Genomic DNA, 20,948 nt, shown 5'->3' on the forward strand with positions numbered 1-20,948 from the left:
CCTTCCCTGAAGATGATGGCTGGACGTAAAGGATGAATTGTATCGGAGAGTCAATGAAAAGACTTTCGCTTTTTCTTGCTCTGTCACAAAACGCAAAAGCCTGAAAAGAGGGATTTTCTTATCGCCCTGACGCGGCTACACTCGCAGAGCAGCCGCAGATGAACGATATGCGGGTTCTTCGGTCAAATTAGCACACTCACCAGACAGGACAGAGGTTATGTTCAGGCAGTTGAAAAAAACGTTGGTTGCGACGCTCATCGCTGCGCTGACCGCCGGCCAGATGATGCCCGCGTTCGCTGACTCTGCAGAATCATTGCCGGACATGGGCACCTCGGCAGGCAGCACGCTCTCCATTGGTCAGGAGATGCAAATGGGCGACTATTATGTGCGCCAGCTGCGCGGCAGTGCGCCGCTGATTAACGATCCGCTGCTGGTGCAGTACATCAATTCCCTGGGGATGCGTCTTGTCTCCCATGCAGATTCGGTGAAGACCCCTTTCCACTTCTTTTTAATCAATAACGATGAGATCAACGCCTTCGCCTTCTTCGGCGGCAATGTGGTGTTGCACTCGGCGTTATTCCGCTATGCCGATAACGAAAGCCAGCTTGCCTCGGTGATGGCGCACGAGATTTCTCACGTTACCCAGCGACATCTGGCGCGGGCAATGGAAGATCAGAAGCGCAGCGCCCCGCTGACCTGGGTGGGCGCACTGGGCTCCATTCTGCTGGCGATGGCCAGCCCGCAGGCGGGGATGGCGGCGCTGACCGGTACGCTGGCGGGCACGCGTCAGGGGATGATCAGCTTTACCCAGCAAAACGAACAGGAAGCCGACCGCATCGGGATTCAGGTACTGCAACGCTCCGGGTTCGACCCGCAGGCGATGCCGAACTTCCTCGAAAAGTTACTCGACCGGGCGCGCTACTCTTCGCGTCCGCCGGAAATTCTGCTGACTCACCCCCTGCCGGAAAGCCGCCTCTCGGATGCCCGCAACCGCGCCAACCAGATGCGTCCGGTGGTGGTGCAGTCCTCAGAAGATTTCTATATGGCGAAGGTCAGAACCCTCGGCATGTACAATTCCGGGCGCAACCAGCTGACCAACGATCTGCTGGACGCGCTGGCCAAAGGCAACGTGCGTGAACAGCGTGCGGCCCAGTATGGCCGGGCGTTACAGGCGATGGAGGCCAGCAACTATGATGAGGCCCGAAAAAATCTGCAGCCGCTGCTGACCGCAGAGGCGAACAATGCCTGGTATCTCGATCTGGCCACCGACATCGATTTAGGCCAGAAAAAAGGCCAGGATGCGATCAACCGTCTGAAAGGTGCCCGGGAATTGCGCACCAATCCGGTTCTGCAACTCAACCTGGCGAATGCTTACTTACAAAGTGGACAGCCGCAGGAAGCCGCCCCCATTCTCAACCGCTACACCTTTAATAATAAAGATGATCCTAACGGCTGGGATCTGCTGGCCCAGGTAGAAGCCGCGCTTGGCCATCGCGATCAGGAGCTGGCGGCCCGCGCCGAAGGCTACGCCCTGGCCGGACGCCTGGACCAGGCCATCTCCCTGCTGAGCAGCGCCAGCTCGCAGGTGAAACTCGGTAGCCTGCAGCAGGCCCGTTACGATGCCCGCATCGATCAGCTGCGCCAGCTGCAGCAGCGCTACCGCCCGTATGAAAAGATGTAAAAGGAGAAGAGATGTCTGACGCGGTTACGATCTACCATAACCCTCGCTGCTCAAAGAGCCGCGAAACCCTGACCCTGCTGAAAACCAACGGCGTTGAGCCGCAGGTGGTGCTCTATCTGGATACGCCGCCGGATGCGGACACCCTTCGCACGCTGTTAGGCCAGCTGGGAATGGCCAGCGCCAGAGAGTTAATGCGCCAGAAAGAGGAGCTTTACAAAGAATTGGGCCTGGCTGACAGCGCGCTCGGTGAAGACGCGTTAATTCAGGCGATGGTGGATAATCCGAAGCTGATCGAGCGCCCGATTGTGGTGGCAAACGGCAAAGCGCGTATTGGCCGTCCGCCTGAACAGGTGCTGGAGATTGTGAAGTAAGCATGAAGTGGCCCGGTAGTCTGCCTGTGCCGGGCCTAAAGATTAAGAATATCTTTTACAAAGGGAATGGTGAGTTTCCGCTGGGCGGTGATGGATGCCCGATCCAGCTGATCGAGAGTCATAAACAGCGTGCGCATCTCGCGATCCAGCCGCTTTAACAGAAAGCGCCCCACGTCTTCCGGCAGTTCAAACCCCCGCAACCGCGCCCGCAGCTGCAAAGCCTGGAGTTTATCTTCATCGGAAAGCGGCTGTAACTTGTAGATTTGTCCCCAGTCGAGACGTGAAGCCAGATCGGCAAGCCCCAGATTCAGCTGGCGCGGTGGACGATCGCCGGTGATCAGCAGCCGGGTTTTACCGGACTCCAGAATGCGGTTATAGAGATCAAAAATCGCCATTTCCCACAGCTCATCCCCCGCCACGCATTCGATATTGTCGATGCAGACCAACGACAGCTGTTCCATCCCATCGAGTACTTCCGGCACGAACCAGGTGCGCTTGTCCAGCGGCACATAGCCGACCGCATCCCCGCGCAGTGAGAGTTCGGCGCAGGCAGCATGGAGCAGATGGCTACGCCCCGCGCCCTCGCGTGACCAGATATAGATGTAACCGCTGTGCTCCTGGCGCAACACGTTTTGCAGTGCAGCCAGTAAAGAGGGGTTATCACCCGGCCAGAAACTCGCGAAAGTTTCGTCATCGGGAAGATAGAGTGGCAAAGAGAGCTGTGCCGGTGCGTTCAGAAATACCTCAACCAGGTCTTACTCAGAATCGGCCCAGAGTTTAACACGGAACAAGCGGGGAGAGAACCGGGCGGATCGACCGCCCGGTTGGACGATCAATGCGAGATTTTTTCGCTCTCTTCGGCGTCCAGTACAACTTCTTCCGGACGCAGGACAGAGATCAGTTTGAAGATCAGCGCCAGGCCGATACCAACGATGGTCGCCAGCGCCATGCCTTTCAGCTCTGCTGCGCCAATATGAACTTTGGCGCCGCTGACGCCGATAATCAGGATCACCGAGGTCAGGATCAGGTTCTGCGCTTTGCTGTAATCGACTTTTGATTCGATCAGGACGCGGATACCGGAAGCACCAATCACCCCGTACAGCAGCAGCGAAACGCCGCCCATCACCGGCACCGGGATGATCTGGATGGCTGCCGCCAGTTTACCGACGCAGGAGAGCAGGATAGCGATAATCGCTGCGCCGCCGATAACCCAGGTACTGTAAACGCGGGTAATCGCCATCACGCCGATGTTCTCACCGTAGGTGGTGTTTGGCGTGGAGCCAAAGAAACCGGAGATAATGGTCGAGAAGCCGTTAGCAAACATCGAGCGGTGCAGACCCGGGTCACGAATCAGGTCGCGCTTGACGATGTTCGCGGTGACGACCAGATGGCCAACGTGCTCGGCAATCACCACCAGTGCCGCAGGCAGAATGGTGAAAATCGCAAACCACTCAAAGCGCGGGGTATAGAAGGTTGGCAGGGCAAACCAGTGGGCCTGCGCGATCGGGGTAGTATCGACAACGCCCATCGCGAAGGAGAGCGCATAGCCCGCCAGCACGCCAATCAGGATCGGGATAATCGCCATAAAGCCACGGAACAGCACGGAGCCAAAGACCGTCACGCCCAGCGTTACCAGCGAGATGATAATGGTTTTGGTATCCGGCGACTGACCGTCGGCAGGCAGCAGGCCTGCCATGTTCGCCGCAACACCGGCTAACTCAAGACCGATAACGGCAACGATTGCGCCCATTGCCGCAGGCGGGAACATCACATCCAGCCAGCCGGTACCCGCTTTCTTCACAATGAAGGCCACCAGGCAGAACAGCACGCCGCACATGATAAAACCGCCCAGCGCCACTTCGTAGCCTAACGGCAGCAGCAGCAGTACCGGGGAGATAAAGGCAAAGCTTGAGCCCAGATAGGCCGGGATTTTACCTTTACAGATGAAGAGGTACAGCAGCGTCCCGATACCGTTAAACAGCAGCACGGTGGCCGGGTTAATGTGGAACAGGATTGGCACCAGCACGGTTGCGCCAAACATCGCAAACAGGTGCTGCAAACTAAGCGGGATAGTCTGTAAAAGCGGCGGTCTTTCACTCACCCCGATAGCACGGCGCGTCATAATGTTTTCCTCTGAGTATTATTGGTTGTGTGTGTTTTATTCAAAAAAAAGCCGACTATCAAAGTCGGCTTCTTTATCGTTATGCGATTACTTAGTACCAAAAATCTTATCGCCGGCATCGCCGAGGCCCGGGATGATATACCCGTGCTCGTTCAGCCCCTGATCGACAGAGGCGGTGTACAGCTCAACGTCCGGGTGCGCTTTTTCCAGCGCGGCGATGCCTTCAGGCGCGGCAACCAGTACCAGCACCTTGATGCTGCTGCAGCCGGCATTTTTCAGCAGGTCGATAGTGGCGATCATCGAACCACCGGTCGCCAGCATCGGGTCAACGACCAGCGCCATACGCTCGTCGATGTTGGACACCAGCTTCTGGAAGTACGGTACTGGCTCCAGAGTTTCTTCGTTACGGTAGATACCGACCACGCTGATACGCGCGCTCGGAACGTGCTCCAGCACGCCTTCCATCATGCCCAGACCCGCACGCAGGATTGGCACAACGGTAATTTTTTTACCTTTGATCTGCTCAACCTGTACCGGGCCGTTCCAGCCTTCGATGGTGACAGTTTCAGTTTCCAGATCGGAGGTTGCTTCATAGGTCAGTAAGCTGCCAACTTCAGAGGCAAGTTCACGAAAGCGCTTAGTGCTGATGTCATGCTCACGCATCAGGCCCAGCTTGTGTTTAACGAGTGGGTGTTTCACTTCCACAATCTTCATTCTCTTTCTCCTTCGGGTGGCAGCCACAAAAAAAATCGCCGGATTATACCGCTTTTTTCGGACAGCGCCATACCCATCTTGCTTGACCGGGATCAACCAAAGTGAATAACAGACCGTTACAGATTATAAAACAGACAAATAAATCTGGAGGGGGAGCGGCGGATTTTGTGCCCGGCGGCGCTGCGCTTGCACGGGCCTACGATTTTGTAGGCCGGGTAAGGCGAAGCCGCCACCCGGCAATAAGAAATTAAAGCGACTCGCCGTTACTGGCGATCACCTTCTGATACCAGGTGAACGACTTTTTCTTGCTGCGATTCAGCGTACCGTTGCCTTCGTTATCTTTATCAACATAGATAAAGCCATAGCGTTTTTTCATTTCGCCGGTGCCGGCAGAGACCAGATCGATACAACCCCATGGGGTGTAGCCCATCAGATCCACGCCGTCTTCCACCACCGCTTTCTTCATCTCACGGATATGGGCGCTGAGATAGTCGATGCGGTACTGGTCGTTCACCGTGCCGTCGCTCTCCTGCACGTCGATGGCGCCAAAACCGTTCTCAACAATAAACAGCGGCAGCTGATAGTGATCCCAGAACCAGTTCAGGGAGTAGCGCAGCCCAACGGGGTCAATCTGCCAGCCCCAGTCCGATTTCTGCACGTAGGGGTTGGAGACCAGGCTTTTGCTTTCGTCGTAATCCAGCTGCGGATTATCCGCCGTCGCTTTGGTGGCAAACGACATGTAGTAGCTGAAGCCGATGTAATCCACACAGCCCTGTTTCAGCGCCGCTTTATCCTCTTCGGTGATATCAAGATCAAAACCGCGACGGGCAAAGTAGTTCAGCAGGTGCTGCGGATAGGCGCCGCGGACGTGTACGTCGGTGAACCAGTAGCGGCGATGCATGGCGTTCATCGCCATCATCATGTCGTCCGGGGCGCAGGTCAGCGGGTAGATCGGGCACATGGCAATCATGCAGCCGATTCGCAGGGACGGATTAATATCACGCCCGGCTTTTACCGCCAGAGCACTGGCTACCAGCTCGTAGTGCGCCGCCTGGAACATCACCGGCTCGCGATCTTCGCCCGGCTGATATTTCAGGCCGGAGTTGGTGAACGGGGCGAAATCTTCGTGGAAGTTGGCCTGGTTGTTGATCTCGTTGAAGGTCATCCAGTACTTCACTTTGTGCTGATAACGCTTAAACACCACGCTGGCAAAGCGCACAAAGAAGTCGATCAGTTTGCGGTTACGCCAGCCGCCGTATTCGCTCACCAGGTGATAAGGCATTTCGAAATGCGAGAGGGTAATAACCGGCTCGATGCCGTGCTTCAGGCACTCGTCAAACAGATCGTCGTAAAACTGCAGGCCCGCTTCGTTGGGCTGCTGTTCGTCGCCTTTGGGGAAAATCCGCGTCCAGGCTATCGAGGTACGGAAGCATTTAAAGCCCGTTTCCGCGAACAGCTGGATATCTTCTTTGTACCGGTGATAGAAATCGATGGCTTCATGGTTGGGGTAATTTTTGCCCGGCAGCACGCCATCGGTGATTTCGCGCGGAACGCCGTGCGCGCCTGCGGTCATTACGTCTGCGACGCTCGGGCCCTTCCCGCCCTCCTGCCAGCCGCCTTCAAGTTGATGCGCCGCCACCGCGCCGCCCCACAGAAAACCCTCTTTGAATCCTGACATGCGATATCCCTCATTCAGCGTTAATTATCGGCAAAAAAGAGTACAGAAACCGGTTTCAGTAAAATGATGTGCATTCAGCGAAGGGGTTGCAAGAATAAGAATGTACCCGGTTTCATTTTCGTGAACGGGTTCAAGTTTGTGCGCCAGAGTGCGATTTTCTCTGGATTTTCAGAGGCGCTTTTTTCTGTTGCAGAATGGGCTCGCAAACGTTTGCCTGGACTGTTAGAATTGCGCCGATTTTTCTTACTATCGCAATGCAATCGCGTGGGGACTTGAGCCGTGACCAACAAAACTTCTCTCAGCTACAAAGATGCCGGTGTGGATATTGACGCAGGTAATGCGCTGGTTGACCGTATCAAAGGGGTAGTTAAAAAAACCCGCCGCCCGGAAGTCATGGGTGGGCTGGGAGGATTCGGCGCCCTGTGCGCGCTGCCGCAAAAATACCGTGAACCGGTTCTGGTCTCGGGCACTGACGGCGTGGGCACCAAGCTGCGTCTGGCAATGGATCTGAAACGCCACGACACCATCGGTGTTGACCTGGTCGCCATGTGCGTTAACGACCTGGTGGTTCAGGGCGCTGAGCCGCTGTTCTTCCTCGACTACTACGCGACCGGCAAGCTGGACGTCGACACCGCAGCCAGCGTGATCAGCGGTATCGCGGAAGGCTGCCTGCAGTCTGGCTGTGCGCTGGTCGGCGGTGAAACCGCTGAAATGCCGGGGATGTATCACGGCGAAGATTACGACGTCGCCGGCTTCTGCGTGGGCGTTGTCGAAAAATCAGAGATCATTGACGGCAGCAAAGTGACCGACGGCGACGTGCTGATTGCACTGGGTTCCAGCGGTCCGCACTCCAACGGTTATTCACTGGTGCGTAAAATTGTCGAAGTGAGCGGCTGTGACCCGCTGACAACCGAGCTGGAAGGCAAACCGCTGGCCGATCATCTGCTCGAACCGACCCGCATCTATGTGAAATCCATTCTGGAACTGATCGAGAACGTGGACGTTCACGCTATCGCCCACCTGACCGGCGGCGGTTTCTGGGAAAACATTCCGCGCGTGCTGCCGGACAACACCCAGGCCGTGATCGACGAGTCATCCTGGCAGTGGCCGGCGGTGTTCAACTGGCTGCAGGATGCCGGTAACGTCAGCGATCACGAAATGTATCGCACCTTCAACTGCGGCGTAGGGATGCTGATCGCCCTGCCGGCCAGCGAAGTGGACAATGCCCTGGCGCTGCTGCAGGCGAAAGGTGAAAACGCGTGGAAAATCGGTATCATCAAAGCTTCTGATTCCGAACAGCGTGTGGTCATTGAATGAAAAACATAGTGGTGCTCATTTCCGGTAACGGAAGTAATTTGCAGGCTATCATCGATGCCTGCAAACAGAAGAAAATCAACGGCACCCTCCGCGCAGTATTCAGTAACAAGGCCGATGCTTTCGGCCTTGAGCGTGCCCGCGAGGCGGGCATTGCCGCCCATGCGCTCAGCGCCTCCCAGTTTGCCAGCCGCGAGGCCTTTGACCGCGAGCTGGTGCAGGAGATCGACGCCTACGCCCCGGATGTGGTGGTGCTGGCGGGCTATATGCGGATCCTCAGCCCGGCGTTTGTGGCGCACTATGCCGGACGTCTGCTGAACATCCACCCTTCCCTGCTGCCAAAATATCCCGGCCTGAATACCCACCGTCAGGTGCTGGATAACGGCGACGAGGAGCACGGCACCTCGGTCCATTTCGTCACCGACGAACTGGACGGCGGCCCGGTGATCCTGCAGGCGAAAGTGCCGGTGTTTGCAGGCGACAGCGAAGATGACGTCACCGCCCGGGTTCAGGCCCAGGAGCATGCCATCTACCCGCTGGTGGTGAGCTGGTTTGTTGATGGCCGTCTGGAAATGCGCGACGGCGCCGCCTGGCTGGACGGCGCGCCGTTACCTCCGCAAGGACATGCGGCGGAAGAGTAGTTTTTTGCCCGGCGGCGCTACGCTTGCACGGGCCTACGGTACGTAGGTCGGGTAAGCGATAGCGCCACCCGACAGCCGTTGCACCATCGCTTCAACCCTCTATTATCCCTCAAGAATAAATTTAACTGTCATACTTTTCTGACACAGTTGGACATATAGTGGAAATGCTCGCCATAATAAAGGCGAGACGGATTTACCACGTCCTGTGATTGAACTGGAGTGTGAGTAGTAATGGGTCAGGAAAAGTTATACATCGAGAAAGAGCTAAGCTGGTTAGCATTCAACGAGCGCGTGCTTCAGGAAGCGGCGGATAAAAGTAACCCGCTGATTGAGCGCATGCGTTTTCTGGGGATTTACTCCAATAACCTGGACGAGTTCTATAAAGTTCGCTTTGCTGAACTGAAGCGTCGAATCATCATTAGCGAAGAGCAGGGTTTAAACTCGAATTCGCGTCATCTGCTGGGCAAGATCCAGTCCCGGGTCTTGAAAGCCGATCAGGAATTTGACAGCCTGTATAACGAACTGCTGCTGGAGATGGCGCGCAACCAAATCTTCCTGATCAACGAGCGACAGCTCTCGGTCAACCAGCAGAGCTGGCTGCGCCACTATTTCAAACAGTATCTGCGCCAGCACATCACCCCTATTCTGATTAACCGTGAAACCGATCTGGTGCAGTTCCTGAAGGACGACTACACCTATCTGGCGGTGGAGATTATCCGCGGCGACAGCATTCGCTATGCGCTGCTGGAGATCCCGTCCGACAAGGTGCCGCGCTTCGTCAACCTGCCGCCGGAAACGCCGCGCCGTCGCAAGCCGATGATCCTGCTGGATAACATCCTGCGCTACTGCCTGGACGACATCTTCAAGGGCTTCTTCGATTATGATGCCCTGAACGCCTATTCGATGAAGATGACCCGTGACGCCGAGTACGACCTGGTGCACGAGATGGAGGCCAGCCTGATGGAGCTGATGTCCTCCAGCCTTAAGCAGCGTCTGACCGCCGAGCCGGTGCGCTTTGTCTATCAGCGCGATATGCCGGACGCGATGGTCGAGATGCTGCGTGAAAAGCTGACCATCTCCCGCTACGACTCCATCGTGCCGGGCGGTCGCTATCACAACTTCAAAGACTTTATCGGCTTCCCGAACGTCGGCAAGGCCAACCTGGTGAACAAGCCGCTGCCGCGTCTGCGCCATATCTGGTTCGATAAGTTCCGCAACGGCTTCGACGCAATCCGCGAGCGCGACGTCCTGCTCTACTATCCGTACCACACCTTTGAGCACGTGCTGGAGCTGATGCGTCAGGCGTCGTTCGACCCTAACGTGCTGGCGATCAAAATCAACATCTACCGCGTGGCGAAAGACTCCCGCATCATTGATGCGATGATCCATGCCGCCCATAACGGCAAGAAAGTGACCGTGGTGGTAGAGCTGCAGGCGCGTTTCGACGAAGAGGCGAACATCCACTGGGCCCGCCGTCTGACCGAGGCGGGCGTACACGTGATCTTCTCGGCCCCGGGGCTGAAGATCCACGCCAAGCTGTTCCTCATCTCCCGTAAAGAGGGTGATGACGTGGTGCGTTATGCCCATATCGGCACCGGCAACTTCAACGAGAAGACCGCGCGAATTTACACCGACTACTCGCTGCTCACCGCCGATGCGCGCATCACCAACGAGGTGCGCCGGGTATTCAACTTCATTGAGAACCCGTACCGTCCGGTCAGCTTCGACTATCTGCTGGTGTCGCCGCAGAACTCCCGTCGCCTGCTGTATGACATGATCGACCGTGAGATCGCTAATGCGCAGAAAGGCCTGCCTTCCGGCATTACGCTGAAGCTCAACAACCTGGTCGATAAAGGGCTGGTGGATCGCCTGTATGCCGCCTCCGGCTCAGGCGTTCCGGTCAATCTGCTGATCCGCGGCATGTGCTCCCTGATCCCCGAACTGGAGGGTATCAGCGAAAATATTCGCGTCATCAGCATCGTTGACCGTTACCTCGAGCACGATCGCACCTATATTTTTGAGAACGGTGGCGATAAACAGGTCTACCTCTCTTCCGCCGACTGGATGACACGCAACATCGACTATCGCATCGAAGTAGCGACGCCGCTGCTCGATCCGCGGCTTAAGCAACAAGTACTTGATATTATTGATTTACTGTTAAACGATACCGTAAAAGCACGCTATATCGATAAAGAACTGAGTAACCGCTATGTGCCGCGCGGCAATCGCCGTAAGGTGCGGTCACAGCTGGCGATTTACGACTATATCAAATCACTCGAGCAACCCGATTAACCTATGCCGATAAACGATAAGACCCCACGACCGCAGGAGTTTGCTGCGGTCGACCTTGGTTCTAACAGCTTCCACATGGTCATTGCCCGTGAGGTTGATGGCGCAATGCAGATCATCGGTCGACTGAAACAGCGCGTCCACCTGGCTGACGGCCTGGGCGCCGACAACATGCTCAGCGAAGAGGCGATGGAGCGCGGGCTGAACTGCCTGTCGCTGTTTGCCGAACGCCTGCAGGGCTTCACCCCGTCGAGCGTCTGCATTGTCGGAACCCACACCCTTCGCCAGGCGGCGAACGCCACGGACTTTTTAAAACGTGCGGAGCAGGTGATCCCCTACCCTATCGAGATCATTTCGGGGAATGAAGAAGCCCGTCTGATCTTCATGGGTGTGGAACATACTCAGCCGGAAAAAGGCCGCAAGCTGGTGATCGATATCGGCGGTGGCTCTACCGAACTGGTGATTGGCGAAAACTTTGAGCCGCATCTGGTCGAAAGCCGCCGGATGGGCTGCGTCAGTTTCGCCCAGATCTACTTCCCGGGCGGAACAATCAGCCGGGAAAACTTCCAGCGTGCGCGCATGGCCGCGGTGCAGAAGCTGGAGTCGCTCGCCTGGCAGTACCGACTGCAGGGCTGGAACGTGGCGCTTGGCGCCTCGGGTACGATTAAAGCCGCACATGAAGTGCTGGTGGAGATGGGTGAAAAAGATGGCTTTATCACCCCGGAGCGTCTGTCGATGCTGATGGAAGAGGTGATCAAGCATAAGAGCTTTGAAGCTCTGAGCCTGCCTGGCCTGTCCGAAGAGCGCAAAGCGGTGTTTGTTCCGGGTCTGGCGATCCTGTGCGGCGTGTTCGATGCGCTGGCCATTCGCGAGCTGCGCCTGTCTGACGGTGCGCTGCGCGAAGGCGTGCTGTATGAGATGGAAGGCCGATTCCGTCACCAGGATATTCGCAGCCGTACCGCGCAGAGCCTGGCGAATCAGTACAACATCGACCGCGAGCAGGCGAAGCGGGTCCTGGAAACCACTACCCATATGTATGAGCAGTGGGAAACCCAGAACCCCAAACTGGCGCATCCGCAGCTGGCGGCCCTGCTGAAGTGGGCGGCGATGCTGCACGAAGTCGGGCTGAACATCAATCACAGCGGGATGCACCGCCATTCGGCCTACATTCTGCAAAACAGCGATCTGCCAGGCTTTAATCAGGAGCAGCAGACCATGATGGCCTCGCTGGTGCGCTATCATCGCAAAGCCGTTAAGCTGGACGAGTTGCCGCGCTTTACGCTGTTCAAGAAAAAACAGTTCCTGCCGCTGATCCAGCTGTTACGTCTGGGGGTGCTGCTTAACAACCAGCGTCAGGCGACAACCACGCCGCCAACGCTGACGCTCACCACGGACGATAACCACTGGACGCTGAGCTTCCCGCACGACTGGTTTAGCCAGAACGCGCTGGTGCTGCTGGATCTGGAAAGAGAGCAGCAGTACTGGAGTGCCGTCACTGGCTGGTGCCTGAAAATTGAGGAAGAGCACTCTCCAAACGTTGCCGCGTAATCTCCTCTTCAGGCGCTCTTCGTGAGCGCCTGAAGAGGCAGTAAAGCGTCCAGCGGTACGGGTTTACCGATTAAATAACCCTGGAAATAATCAATCCCCAGCGCCTCTGCGGCGCAACGAATCTCTTCGCTCTCGACATATTCCGCCACCACCAGCATTTTCTTCATCCGCGCCAGATGGCAAATCGAGGCCACTATCTGATAATCCAGGCTGTTACTGACGATATTACGAATAAAGCTGCCGTCGATCTTAAGGATGTCGGCATCCACGCTTTTTAAACGGGCGTAACTGGCATAGCCAGTGCCAAAATCATCAATGGCGACCCGGCATCCCATCTCCTGCAAATGGTTCATGGTCTGCATGGCCAGCCCGGCGTTGCCAAAACTGCTGCTCTCGGTGATCTCGAATATCAGCTGCCAGCTCTCAATAGCATAGGTTTGCAGCATGTGGCTCACCTCAAGCGGCAGCTGCGCACGGCAAACGGATGAGGGCGACAGGTTGATAGCAAACCGCTGTCCCGGCAGACTCTCCCGGTTGTCGGCCATAAACTGCAGCGTCTTCTCCAGCACCAGCAGATCAATACGTGAGGAGAGGCCAAACTCCTGCGCGACGGGCAGAAATTCATCGGGCGAAATCAGCTCGGCGCCATCGTTTTGCAGCCGGAGCAGTACCTCGTGATAGTCATCGCCACGGATCCCCTGCACGGGCTGCGCCAGCAGAGTAAATTCATCTTTTTCAAGCGCACGCTGCAGGCGGTTCATCATCGCGACTTTGTCTTTCAGGCCGCGTTGCAGATTGATGGCGCCCCGCTGCTGCAGGTTTTCCGGGTGATTGGTCGCCAGGGAGAGATCGGCGATGGTACTCAGCTCGCCCAGCAGCAGATAAAGATGCACTACCGGTGAGCGCACATAGCAATAGCTGACCCCCACCTGCGGCTGGAGCGGCATACCGTCCCAGAGGAAGCGAAAGCGCTTGATATGCAAATCCAGCTCGTCAATCCGGGACTGATGCGACTCGGTATTCAGACGCAGCACCAGATCGTGCCCGGACAGCTGATACACACACTCATCCGGCTGCAAATAGCCGTTAATCCACGCGGCCAGTTTCTGTTTGTACTGGATACGCAGCAAGACGCCGTAGTTACGCCCCAGCACTTCCAGCTCCGGGATACGCAGGAAACAGAGCACCGACCAGGGTTTTTTCCCCAGGGCGCGGTTGAGCGCCCGCAGGTTGGGGATATGCACCACCGGATCGAGAAATGCCAGTCGTCTGGCGCGAATATTGATCGCCCGCTGACGCGTCGCCAGCATCGACATGTAAACCACCACGAAGGTAAAGACCAGATAGCTGGAGGAGGTGATGGTGAGCTGAATGTCATAGCCCTGCGCCCGGGGGATGTAGCTGTCAAAAAAGTGAATTGAGACAATCAGCACCGGCGTCCAGATCAGGGACATCAGCTTATAGCCGAAGCGCATCGATCCCCACAGCATCACCGGCATCAACAGCGACAGCGTGTAGTTAGTGCTGAAGATGGTGCTGTTTTCGGTGATGGGCCACAGAAGCAAAGCCAGCAATGCGCTGGTTGCTACCAGCCAGATAGCCACCTCCGACGCCGTCACTTTACGGTCGATCTGGCACCGAATCTGCGACAGCAGGCTTCGTAAATAGCGGGGATGGCGGAGGGTACGGATGATCAGGTAGCAGAACGGCACGCCCGTCAGGCACCCGACCAGTAATCCCTGATAGTTAATCAGCGAGCGGATCCCGGGGATGCTGATACCCGCCAGGTCAAAGCGTGTCTTATAGACGCCAAGATAGATGGCAAACTGGAACAGCAGCAGGAAAATCGTGGCTGGACAGAACATCTGCCAGAACATCCGTTGCGCCATTAACCGTGCGTCACCATAGGAGACTTTATTGCGGCGAGGGGCAAAAACCCGATATCCGCCCCAGCTGAGGGTTATCGGGATCAAAAAATGGCCAATCGCCACGGCGGTCTCGTAACCGCCCACCGAAGGGTAGTAGCGAACAAAGAGCGCAAGCACAATGCCCGGCACCGCCGCCATGCCGTAAAAGAGCATCAGCGATAATAAAAAAGCCAGCGGCATGTAATAGAGCACCACCATATTCCCCTGAACCTGGGTGTAGGTAGTGGCAAGGCGCGCGACGGGCAGCAGAACGACCGGCAAAATCAACGGCAGCGCCCACCAGCGGTCTTTATATTTTTTGTATAACGAGAAAATAGTCATAGATGCCATGGTTAACCCGCTCATCCAGGGGCAGTTCTGACAGGCATCCAACCTGACGACGTTGCCGTGCAGACGAAATAACGTTTGCACGAAAGGAGCAAAGATTTTAGTAAGCCATGGCGAGCGAGATTTGACTTAAATCAAACAGATTAATTCCAGAAAAGAATATTCACATTTTTTAACCCTACTTTTGTGCTAATTATCAATGGCGTAAATAAACTAATTATTATATATAACATCTGTCGGCTTAATCGTTGACAGAATTTTACATTCCGAATAATTGACCCCTGTTGCCCCGTATGCCTTAATGGCACATCGCCCGCAGGGTATTTTCAGGAAAACGACAGTGAGTCAGGCTACACGTATGCGAAAACGACATCGGTTTAACACTCGGATGACGCGTATCATACTCCTTATCAGCTTATTCTTTTTTGTGGGCCGCTTCGTTTACTCCTCCATTGGTGCCTGGTATCACCACCAGGAAAAAAAGCAGGCGCAACAATCCAGCCTCTCTGGCGAATACGTCGAACGTTCCTCCACAACAATTAATTAATCCTGTTGTTTTTATGGGCTAGTTTAATTATTTCGCCGTTTGTAATAATCGAATAATTTCGCTGATGCCTTTACTCAGCACTTTATCCTGACGCATAACGATGGCCAGCTGACGCTGTAAAACCGGCGTAAGCGATCGCACGCATAACCCCTGCCTGTCTTCCGTACAATCCACCGCCATGCGGGGAATAATGCTGTACCCCAGCCCGACGCGAACCATACGTTTGATGGCTTCGATACTTCCCGACTGCATTACCGGCTCAACGTCCACACCGCTGGCCTGGAACCAGGCGTCGATCACCGCCCTGGTGCTGCTCCCGGCACCAAAGGCGATAAAGGGGTGGGCCTGTAGCGCAGTGGCGGTCAGCGTGGTAAACAGCCCCTGCCGATCCTCTGCGGCAATAAACACAAACTCTTCATCCAGCACCGGCGCGATCGCCAGCGCCGAGCCCGCAGCGGGTAAGGTCACCAGTCCCAGGTCGAGACGGTTCTCTTCTATGGCGCGAACAATTTCCAGGGTATTGCCGGTGGTGACGCCGACCCGCAGCAGGGGGTGATCCTGACGTAGCTGCTGCAACAGCGGCGGCAAAAGATGGATACAGGCCGTAGCCCCCATCCCGACAGTGATCGTTCCGCTCACCTCATGGCTGAACGCGGCCACCGCCCGGATCGTCTCGTCTACCGCCTGCTCTATCCGCTCGCCGTGGATCAACAACGCCAGCCCGGCCGGCGTGGCTTTGACGCCCCTTCCGGTACGCTCGATTAATCGCGCCTGAAGAAACTGCTCCAGCTGGCGGATCTGCAAACTTACTGCGGGCTGTGAAAGCCCAAGCACGTCCGCTGCCGCAGAAAAACTGCCCCGCTGCACGACCAGTCGAAAGGTTGCCAGCTGTCCCAGATTCAGCGTCGTCATCACAAAGTTTCTCTTATAGAAGCCATAAACGCACCGGCCTGCCAGCATCCTGATGCGCGGGATATGCTCAGGATAACTGTCTGAAGGAATGAATGATAATGAAAAACCTGGCCATGCCCCGCGCGCTCCCCCTGACTACCGGCTGTAACCAGCTTATCAACTGGGGGATCTCCTTTTATATGCCGGGCACGTTCGCCCGGGCAATCACGGCGGACAGCGGCTGGTCTTCACCGGCGATCTATTCGGGCCTGACGCTGGCCATGCTGGTGATGGCCGCCCTCTCGCCGTTTGTCGCTAAGCTGCTGGCGCGGGCGGGTGGGCAACGGGTGGTGATGCTCGGATCGCTGCTGATTTCCGCCAGCTGCGTGGTAATGGCTTATGCCCAATCGCTTGTCGTCTGGTATGCCGCATGGATGGTGACCGGCATCGGCATGCGCCTGTCGCTGTACGACGCGCTGTTCGCGGCGCTGGTCAATCTTTACGGCCAGCAGGCGCGGGGAACCATCTCCCGCGTGACGCTGGCGGGCGGGCTGGCCTCGGTGGTGTTCTGGCCGCTGGGAGAGGCGTTGCTGACGATTATGACCTGGCGGAGCGCGCTGCTGGTTTATGCTCTGTTCGGCTTGCTGAGCGCCGCGTTAACCCTGTCATTACCCAATCAAACCCTCCCGCCAGTAAAACAACCCAACCCGCCTGCCGGTGGACAGGATCGCCGCAACGGCTGGCTATATGCCGCCTTTATTGCGCTGATCACCTTTGTCTCTAACGGCACCTCCACGCACCTGCCGGAATTTATCGCCAGCGTCGGCCTGCCGGTTACCATCGGCATGCTATGGGGGATTGGGCAGACCGGGGCGCGGTTCCTGGAGGTAGTTGCCGGGGCGAGACTCACCCCGCTGCGCCTGACGCTGCTCACCGCCCTTGCCATGCCGGTGTGCTTTATGCTCGGGCTGAGCAGTTCGCTCTTCCTCTGGTCTGCCGCCGGTTTTGTGCTGGGCTACGGGGCGATAAACGGGCTGGTGACCATCGTGAAAGCCACCCTGCCCTTGCAGCTGTTTGCCCCTGAAGAGTACGCCAGGCGCACGGGGGTACTGCTGATCCCGGCCCAGCTGATGGCGGCGGCCTCCCCGCTGGCCTATGCATGGTTAAACCGGGCGTTTGGGACGTTCGGCGCGATGGGGCTGTCGTGGGGGCTGACGCTGGTGATTGCCGGGCTGGCGGTGGCTATCGTGAAGGGTCAGGCTTCGCATCACAGTCAGGGCATCCCTGCCCTTAGCGACTAAAGTACGAATCCGCCGTCAATGGTCAGGCTTGAACCCGTCATATAGCCAGACGATTCACCAGCAAGCCATGCCGCCAGCGAGGCGATCTCGTCCGGCTCGCCCATCCGCTGCAGCGGAATGCTACCGACGATCTGCTCCGCCATGCCGGCAGTCATATCGGTGGCGATGGGTCCTGGCTGAATGTTGTTAATGGTGATGCGGCGTGGCGCCAGGTCCAGCGCGAGGTTTTGCACCATCGAGGCGACTGCCGCTTTACTCATGGCATACACACTGCCAGCAGAAACAGCCCCGCGCATGCGTGGAATGTATCGCACTGTATCCACGCCGCCCTGCTTACGCAGCCATACAAAAAAGCCACCCGCAGCAAACAGACCCGATACATAAAAATGGTTTTCTGTATCTGTCGCCATTGATGACCTGAAGAGGAGATACCCGAATGATGCGTCGACATTTACTGCTCACTCTGTTCGCGCTGACATCTGGCTGCACCTGGGCCGCACCGTTAAGCGGGCTCAGTGCCGCAGATGTTAACGGCCCGGCCGCCGTTGCACCGCTCGATCAGCCTCAGCCCCCGGCCAGGCTGATTGTGGATCCGCCGCTGGCGGGCCCGCTGAGTAAAGGCGCAGTCTTTATTCAATACCGCACCGAGAACATGCGCATTGAACCCGTATTCGGGCCCGAGGCGCTCAAAGTAACGCCGCGCATCGGCCATATCCACGTCATCGTGGATGACAATCCCTGGCACTGGGCCGATGCCAGCGGCGAGCCGGTCATTCTGGTGGGGCTGCCCGCAGGCCCTCACAAAGTGACTCTTATTCTCGCCGACCCAACCCATAAACCTGTTGACCGTAAAACCATCGAATTCACCGTGCCGCCGCATGCCGCGGTTACGCACTGAACGCAGCCACTCACTTATTTTTAAGGATTTAAACCATGAGAACATTACTGATTGCTGTACTGACCTTTACTGCTGCAATGGCCTCTTCCGCTTTCGCCGCCCAGGAAGTTAACCAGCCTCAGGGGCTGCAAAAAATTGGCACCGTTTCCGACAGCAGCGGCACAAGGTCGCTCGCGGATCTGGAGGCGAAACTGCAGGCCAAAGCCGCCGAAGCGGGAGCCAGCGCGTTTCGCATTACCTCCGCTGGGGGAAATAACACCCTGTCAGGCACTGCGGATATTTATCGTTGAGGCGTAATCATGAAAAAACTGTCTATCAATACCTTAGCGGCGGGCCTGCTGCTGGCCGCCGCCAGCGGCACGGCGCTGGCGAACAGTAAAACCGTGGTACTGGTGCACGGCGCTTTTGCCGACGGCAGCAGCTGGAAACGGGTGATCGACAAACTGCAACGCCAGCATACCGAGGTTATTGCCGTTCAGCTGCCGCTCACCTCGTTAAAAGAGGATGTCGCCGTGACTCAGCGCGCCATCGCCCGGGCTCACGGGGATGTGGTGCTGGTGGGCCACTCCTGGGGCGGGACGGTGATTAGCGAAGCGGGCAACGATGCGCGGGTAAAATCGCTGGTTTACGTGGCGGCGTTTGCCCCGGACTCGGGCCAGTCGACAGGGGATCTGGCGGGGAGCTACCCTGCCCCACCGGGTAGCGCAGGCATTGCTAAAACCGCAGACGGTTTTCTCTATTTGCCATCCAAATCGGTACGCGAGGATTTTGCACCGGATATTAAGGCAGGTGAGCAAAGCACGCTGACCGTCACTCAGGGCCCGATCCGCGCCGACGCCTTTGCGCAAAAGGTGACCCATGCGGCCTGGCACGATAAGCCGAGCTGGTATGTGGTCAGCAAGAATGACCGGATGATCAACCCGGATCTTGAGCGTGCGATGGCGAAGAAGATTGGTGCCAAGTCAACAGAGGTAGCGGCAAGCCATGTGTCGATGGTGAGCCAGCCGGAGGAGATTGCCCGGGTGATTGAGCAAGCGGTGAAGTGAAACAGGCAATAAAAAGCCCGCAGGATGCGGGCTTGAATAGAGAACGATTAACGGGCGGGGATTATTCCCACTCGATCGTCGCTGGTGGCTTACCGCTGATGTCATACACCACGCGAGAAATACCGTTAACTTCGTTGATGATGCGGTTAGACACGCGGCCCAGGAAGTCATACGGCAGGTGTGCCCAGTGGGCAGTCATAAAGTCGATGGTTTCCACCGCACGCAGGGAGACAACCCAGTCGTACTTGCGGCCATCGCCCATTACGCCGACAGAGCGAACCGGCAGGAACACGGTGAACGCCTGGCTCACTTTGTTGTACAGATCCGCTTTGTGCAGCTCTTCGATGAAGATCGCATCGGCACGACGCAGCAGGTCGCAGTACTCTTTCTTCACTTCGCCCAGCACGCGTACGCCCAGACCCGGACCCGGGAACGGGTGACGGTAGAGCATATCGTACGGCAGACCCAGCTCCAGACCGATCTTACGCACTTCGTCTTTGAACAGCTCACGCAGCGGTTCAACGAGACCCATCTTCATCTCTTTCGGCAGGCCGCCCACGTTGTGGTGAGATTTGATGACGTGTGCTTTACCGGTGGCAGAAGCCGCGGACTCGATCACGTCAGGGTAGATGGTGCCCTGCGCCAGCCACTTAACGTCTTCCAGCTTCAGCGCTTCTTCATCGAAAACTTCTACGAAGACGCGGCCGATGATTTTACGTTTTGCTTCTGGATCGTTTTCGCCTTCCAGCGCCTCCAGGAAGCGCTTCTCGCCTTCCACGTGAACAATGTTCAGACCGAAGTGGTCACCGAACATGTCCATAACCTGCTGGGCTTCGTTCAGACGCAGCAGACCGTTGTCCACGAAGACACAGGTGAGGTTTTTGCCGATGGCACGGTGCAGCAGCATTGCGGTCACGGAGGAGTCCACGCCGCCGGACAGGCCGAGGATCACTTTGTCATCACCGACCTGCTGGCGAATACGCTCAACCGCATCGTCGATGATTTTTGCTGGCGTCCACAGGGCTTCACACTGGCAGATGTCGATGACAAAACGCTCCAGCATGCGCAGGCCCTGACGGGTGTGGGTCACTTCCGGGTGGAACTGCACGCCGTAGAAGCGTTTTTCTTCGTTAGCCATGATGGCGAACGGGCAGCTCTCGGTGCTGGCAACGGTCACGAAGTCGGACGGGATAGCGGTGACTTTGTCGCCATGGCTCATCCAGACGTCGAGCAGCGCTTTGCCGTCGGCGGTCAGGGAGTCTTCGATACCGCGGATCAGGGCGCTGTCGGTCTGCACTTCAACCTGCGCGTAGCCGAATTCACGCTCGTTAGAACCTTCAACGTGACCACCCAGCTGCATCGCCATGGTCTGCATGCCGTAGCAGACGCCGAACACCGGCACGCCGGCTTCGAACACGTACTGCGGTGCACGCGGGCTGTTATCTTCGGTGGTGCTTTCCGGACCACCGGAAAGGATGATACCGCTTGGGTTGAACTCGCGAATCTGAGCTTCCGTAACATCCCACGCCCACAGTTCGCAGTAAACGCCCAGCTCACGCACGCGACGCGCCACCAGCTGAGTGTATTGAGAACCGAAATCGAGGATGAGAATGCGATGTTTATGAATGTTTTCCGTCATTGACGCTAATTCC

At 56.9% G+C, this 20,948-nt stretch carries 19 protein-coding genes; 11 read left to right on the forward strand and 8 right to left on the reverse strand.

Translation table 11 applies throughout. The features are described from left to right. Positions 1-217 precede the first annotated feature (217 nt). Both bepA and arsC read left to right on the forward strand, forming a co-directional pair. Positions 218-1,681, forward strand: coding sequence for a beta-barrel assembly-enhancing protease (gene bepA, locus ACP4QI_RS15980; protein WP_142486667.1), 1,464 nt, complete (start codon positions 218-220; stop codon positions 1,679-1,681). 11 nt (positions 1,682-1,692) lie between these two features. Beyond that, complete coding sequence (gene arsC, locus ACP4QI_RS15985) at positions 1,693-2,052, forward strand: arsenate reductase (glutaredoxin) (RefSeq protein WP_285111380.1); 360 nt, start codon at positions 1,693-1,695, stop codon at positions 2,050-2,052. A gap of 35 nt (positions 2,053-2,087) precedes the next feature. On the opposite strand, the gene ACP4QI_RS15990 is transcribed toward arsC, so the two are convergent. The 4 genes from ACP4QI_RS15990 to ACP4QI_RS16005 all read right to left on the reverse strand — a co-directional run bounded on the left by ACP4QI_RS15990 (position 2,088) and on the right by ACP4QI_RS16005 (position 6,566). Continuing rightward, complete coding sequence (locus ACP4QI_RS15990) at positions 2,088-2,789, reverse strand: DnaA inactivator Hda (RefSeq protein ID WP_221888536.1); 702 nt, start codon at positions 2,787-2,789, stop codon at positions 2,088-2,090. Positions 2,790-2,884: 95 nt separating this feature from the next. Next, the gene (gene uraA / locus ACP4QI_RS15995) at positions 2,885-4,174 is read right to left on the reverse strand and encodes a uracil permease (RefSeq protein ID WP_142486670.1); all 1,290 of its coding nucleotides are present in this window, start codon (positions 4,172-4,174) and stop codon (positions 2,885-2,887) included. An 87-nt stretch (positions 4,175-4,261) separates the two neighbouring features. Further along, positions 4,262-4,888 carry a uracil phosphoribosyltransferase gene (gene upp, locus ACP4QI_RS16000; protein WP_032613066.1) on the reverse strand — a complete coding sequence of 209 codons (627 nt, stop codon included), beginning with the start codon at positions 4,886-4,888 and terminating at the stop codon, positions 4,262-4,264. Positions 4,889-5,135: 247 nt separating this feature from the next. Continuing rightward, positions 5,136-6,566 carry a 6-phospho-beta-glucosidase gene (locus tag ACP4QI_RS16005; protein WP_426495826.1) on the reverse strand — a complete coding sequence of 477 codons (1,431 nt, stop codon included), beginning with the start codon at positions 6,564-6,566 and terminating at the stop codon, positions 5,136-5,138. 279 nt (positions 6,567-6,845) lie between these two features. Here ACP4QI_RS16005 and purM point away from each other — a divergent pair, with 279 nt between their 5' ends. The 4 genes from purM (at position 6,846) to ppx (ending at position 12,358) form a co-directional block, all read left to right on the forward strand. Next, a complete protein-coding gene (gene purM / locus ACP4QI_RS16010) occupies positions 6,846-7,883 on the forward strand; it encodes a phosphoribosylformylglycinamidine cyclo-ligase (protein ID WP_106994629.1) in 1,038 nt (345 codons plus the stop codon). Next, positions 7,880-8,521: a phosphoribosylglycinamide formyltransferase gene (gene purN, locus ACP4QI_RS16015; RefSeq protein WP_142486672.1), complete on the forward strand. Its 642-nt coding sequence runs from the start codon at positions 7,880-7,882 to the stop codon at positions 8,519-8,521. Before purM ends, purN begins: the two co-directional genes overlap by 4 nt. A gap of 231 nt (positions 8,522-8,752) precedes the next feature. Continuing rightward, positions 8,753-10,813, forward strand: a complete 2,061-nt coding sequence (gene ppk1, locus ACP4QI_RS16020) for a polyphosphate kinase 1 (RefSeq protein ID WP_142486673.1) — start codon at positions 8,753-8,755, stop codon at positions 10,811-10,813. A gap of 3 nt (positions 10,814-10,816) precedes the next feature. After that, the gene (gene ppx / locus ACP4QI_RS16025) at positions 10,817-12,358 is read left to right on the forward strand and encodes an exopolyphosphatase (protein ID WP_142486674.1); all 1,542 of its coding nucleotides are present in this window, start codon (positions 10,817-10,819) and stop codon (positions 12,356-12,358) included. A gap of 8 nt (positions 12,359-12,366) precedes the next feature. On the opposite strand, the gene ACP4QI_RS16030 is transcribed toward ppx, so the two are convergent. Then, positions 12,367-14,607 carry a sensor domain-containing phosphodiesterase gene (locus ACP4QI_RS16030; protein ID WP_285129024.1) on the reverse strand — a complete coding sequence of 747 codons (2,241 nt, stop codon included), beginning with the start codon at positions 14,605-14,607 and terminating at the stop codon, positions 12,367-12,369. A gap of 346 nt (positions 14,608-14,953) precedes the next feature. On the opposite strand from ACP4QI_RS16030, the gene ACP4QI_RS16035 reads away from it, so the two are divergent. Further along, positions 14,954-15,160: a YfgG family protein gene (locus ACP4QI_RS16035; protein WP_142486675.1), complete on the forward strand. Its 207-nt coding sequence runs from the start codon at positions 14,954-14,956 to the stop codon at positions 15,158-15,160. Between the two features lie 27 nt (positions 15,161-15,187). Here the strand turns inward: ACP4QI_RS16035 and ACP4QI_RS16040 are convergent, their stop codons facing one another. Beyond that, complete coding sequence (locus ACP4QI_RS16040; protein ID WP_426495827.1) at positions 15,188-16,072, reverse strand: LysR family transcriptional regulator; 885 nt, start codon at positions 16,070-16,072, stop codon at positions 15,188-15,190. A 98-nt stretch (positions 16,073-16,170) separates the two neighbouring features. On the opposite strand from ACP4QI_RS16040, the gene ACP4QI_RS16045 reads away from it, so the two are divergent. Beyond that, positions 16,171-17,352 carry an MFS transporter gene (locus tag ACP4QI_RS16045; protein ID WP_156264337.1) on the forward strand — a complete coding sequence of 394 codons (1,182 nt, stop codon included), beginning with the start codon at positions 16,171-16,173 and terminating at the stop codon, positions 17,350-17,352. Here the strand turns inward: ACP4QI_RS16045 and ACP4QI_RS16050 are convergent. Continuing rightward, positions 17,349-17,762: an SDR family oxidoreductase gene (locus ACP4QI_RS16050; protein WP_231311780.1), complete on the reverse strand. Its 414-nt coding sequence runs from the start codon at positions 17,760-17,762 to the stop codon at positions 17,349-17,351. The genes ACP4QI_RS16045 and ACP4QI_RS16050 overlap by 4 nt on opposite strands. A 26-nt stretch (positions 17,763-17,788) precedes the next feature. On the opposite strand from ACP4QI_RS16050, the gene ACP4QI_RS16055 reads away from it, so the two are divergent. From ACP4QI_RS16055 to ACP4QI_RS16065, 3 genes are read left to right on the forward strand one after another with little or no spacing between them, the layout of a single operon-like run. Then, a complete protein-coding gene (locus ACP4QI_RS16055; protein ID WP_142486680.1) occupies positions 17,789-18,250 on the forward strand; it encodes a DUF6130 family protein in 462 nt (153 codons plus the stop codon). Positions 18,251-18,285: 35 nt separating this feature from the next. Beyond that, a complete protein-coding gene (locus ACP4QI_RS16060) occupies positions 18,286-18,540 on the forward strand; it encodes a YdgH/BhsA/McbA-like domain containing protein (RefSeq protein WP_142486681.1) in 255 nt (84 codons plus the stop codon). Positions 18,541-18,549: 9 nt separating this feature from the next. Then, the gene (locus ACP4QI_RS16065) at positions 18,550-19,296 is read left to right on the forward strand and encodes an alpha/beta fold hydrolase (protein ID WP_426495828.1); all 747 of its coding nucleotides are present in this window, start codon (positions 18,550-18,552) and stop codon (positions 19,294-19,296) included. Between the two features lie 61 nt (positions 19,297-19,357). Here ACP4QI_RS16065 and guaA read toward each other — a convergent pair whose 3' ends face one another. After that, positions 19,358-20,935 (reverse strand): glutamine-hydrolyzing GMP synthase, encoded by a 1,578-nt coding sequence (guaA, locus tag ACP4QI_RS16070; protein ID WP_426495829.1) that lies wholly within the window; start codon positions 20,933-20,935, stop codon positions 19,358-19,360. Positions 20,936-20,948 lie beyond the last annotated feature (13 nt).

This window comes from Leclercia sp. TB492 (assembly GCF_049974505.2).
Lineage (GTDB): Bacteria > Pseudomonadota > Gammaproteobacteria > Enterobacterales > Enterobacteriaceae > Enterobacter > Enterobacter adecarboxylatus_C.

What these genes read in the sequence shown, in the direction of transcription:
- bepA (WP_142486667.1), top strand. Translation starts at nt 218, where the DNA reads ATGTTCAGGCAGTTGAAAAAAACGTTGGTTGCGACGCTCATCGCTGCG.
- arsC (WP_285111380.1), top strand. Translation starts at nt 1,693, where the DNA reads ATGTCTGACGCGGTTACGATCTACCATAACCCTCGCTGCTCAAAGAGC.
- uraA (WP_142486670.1), bottom strand. Translation starts at nt 4,174, where the DNA reads ATGACGCGCCGTGCTATCGGGGTGAGTGAAAGACCGCCGCTTTTACAG.
- upp (WP_032613066.1), bottom strand. Translation starts at nt 4,888, where the DNA reads ATGAAGATTGTGGAAGTGAAACACCCACTCGTTAAACACAAGCTGGGC.
- ACP4QI_RS16005 (WP_426495826.1), bottom strand. Translation starts at nt 6,566, where the DNA reads ATGTCAGGATTCAAAGAGGGTTTTCTGTGGGGCGGCGCGGTGGCGGCG.
- purN (WP_142486672.1), top strand. Translation starts at nt 7,880, where the DNA reads ATGAAAAACATAGTGGTGCTCATTTCCGGTAACGGAAGTAATTTGCAG.
- ppk1 (WP_142486673.1), top strand. Translation starts at nt 8,753, where the DNA reads ATGGGTCAGGAAAAGTTATACATCGAGAAAGAGCTAAGCTGGTTAGCA.
- ppx (WP_142486674.1), top strand. Translation starts at nt 10,817, where the DNA reads ATGCCGATAAACGATAAGACCCCACGACCGCAGGAGTTTGCTGCGGTC.
- ACP4QI_RS16030 (WP_285129024.1), bottom strand. Translation starts at nt 14,607, where the DNA reads ATGACTATTTTCTCGTTATACAAAAAATATAAAGACCGCTGGTGGGCG.
- ACP4QI_RS16040 (WP_426495827.1), bottom strand. Translation starts at nt 16,072, where the DNA reads ATGACGACGCTGAATCTGGGACAGCTGGCAACCTTTCGACTGGTCGTG.
- ACP4QI_RS16045 (WP_156264337.1), top strand. Translation starts at nt 16,171, where the DNA reads ATGAAAAACCTGGCCATGCCCCGCGCGCTCCCCCTGACTACCGGCTGT.
- ACP4QI_RS16050 (WP_231311780.1), bottom strand. Translation starts at nt 17,762, where the DNA reads ATGGCGACAGATACAGAAAACCATTTTTATGTATCGGGTCTGTTTGCT.
- ACP4QI_RS16055 (WP_142486680.1), top strand. Translation starts at nt 17,789, where the DNA reads ATGATGCGTCGACATTTACTGCTCACTCTGTTCGCGCTGACATCTGGC.
- ACP4QI_RS16060 (WP_142486681.1), top strand. Translation starts at nt 18,286, where the DNA reads ATGAGAACATTACTGATTGCTGTACTGACCTTTACTGCTGCAATGGCC.
- ACP4QI_RS16065 (WP_426495828.1), top strand. Translation starts at nt 18,550, where the DNA reads ATGAAAAAACTGTCTATCAATACCTTAGCGGCGGGCCTGCTGCTGGCC.
- guaA (WP_426495829.1), bottom strand. Translation starts at nt 20,935, where the DNA reads ATGACGGAAAACATTCATAAACATCGCATTCTCATCCTCGATTTCGGT.